1 protein-coding gene is annotated in these 281 nt (G+C 55.9%); it reads left to right on the top strand.

What is annotated here, in order from left to right; all coding sequences use genetic code 11:
* Positions 1-281: transposase (locus ACFWW2_RS16060; RefSeq protein ID WP_393929554.1), on the top strand; the 281-nt coding region annotated here is incomplete at both ends.

Raw genomic sequence — 281 nt, 5'->3', positions numbered from 1 at the left:
GATGAAGAAGATCGCAGCGTTCCTGCAACAGGCCGACAACGGCTTGCTTGCTTTGGTTCGGGAGGAGTGTGAGGAGCTGCTCACTGCCATTGACGATCTTACGATCCGGATTGACACGAAGACGACCAAGCTGAGAAAGCTATCTCAGCAGTCAGAGATATCCCGGCGGCTTCAAACGATACCCGGCGTTGGCCCACTCACTGCCATGGCGGTAGAGGCCTTCGCACCGTCCATGGATATCTTTAGATGTGGACGAGACTTTGCCGCATGGCTCGGACTGG

Origin of the sequence: Yoonia sp. R2-816 (assembly GCF_046762905.1) — a bacterium.
Classification (GTDB): Bacteria; Pseudomonadota; Alphaproteobacteria; order Rhodobacterales; family Rhodobacteraceae; genus Yoonia.
This window is presented reverse-complemented; position numbering and strand designations above follow the sequence as displayed.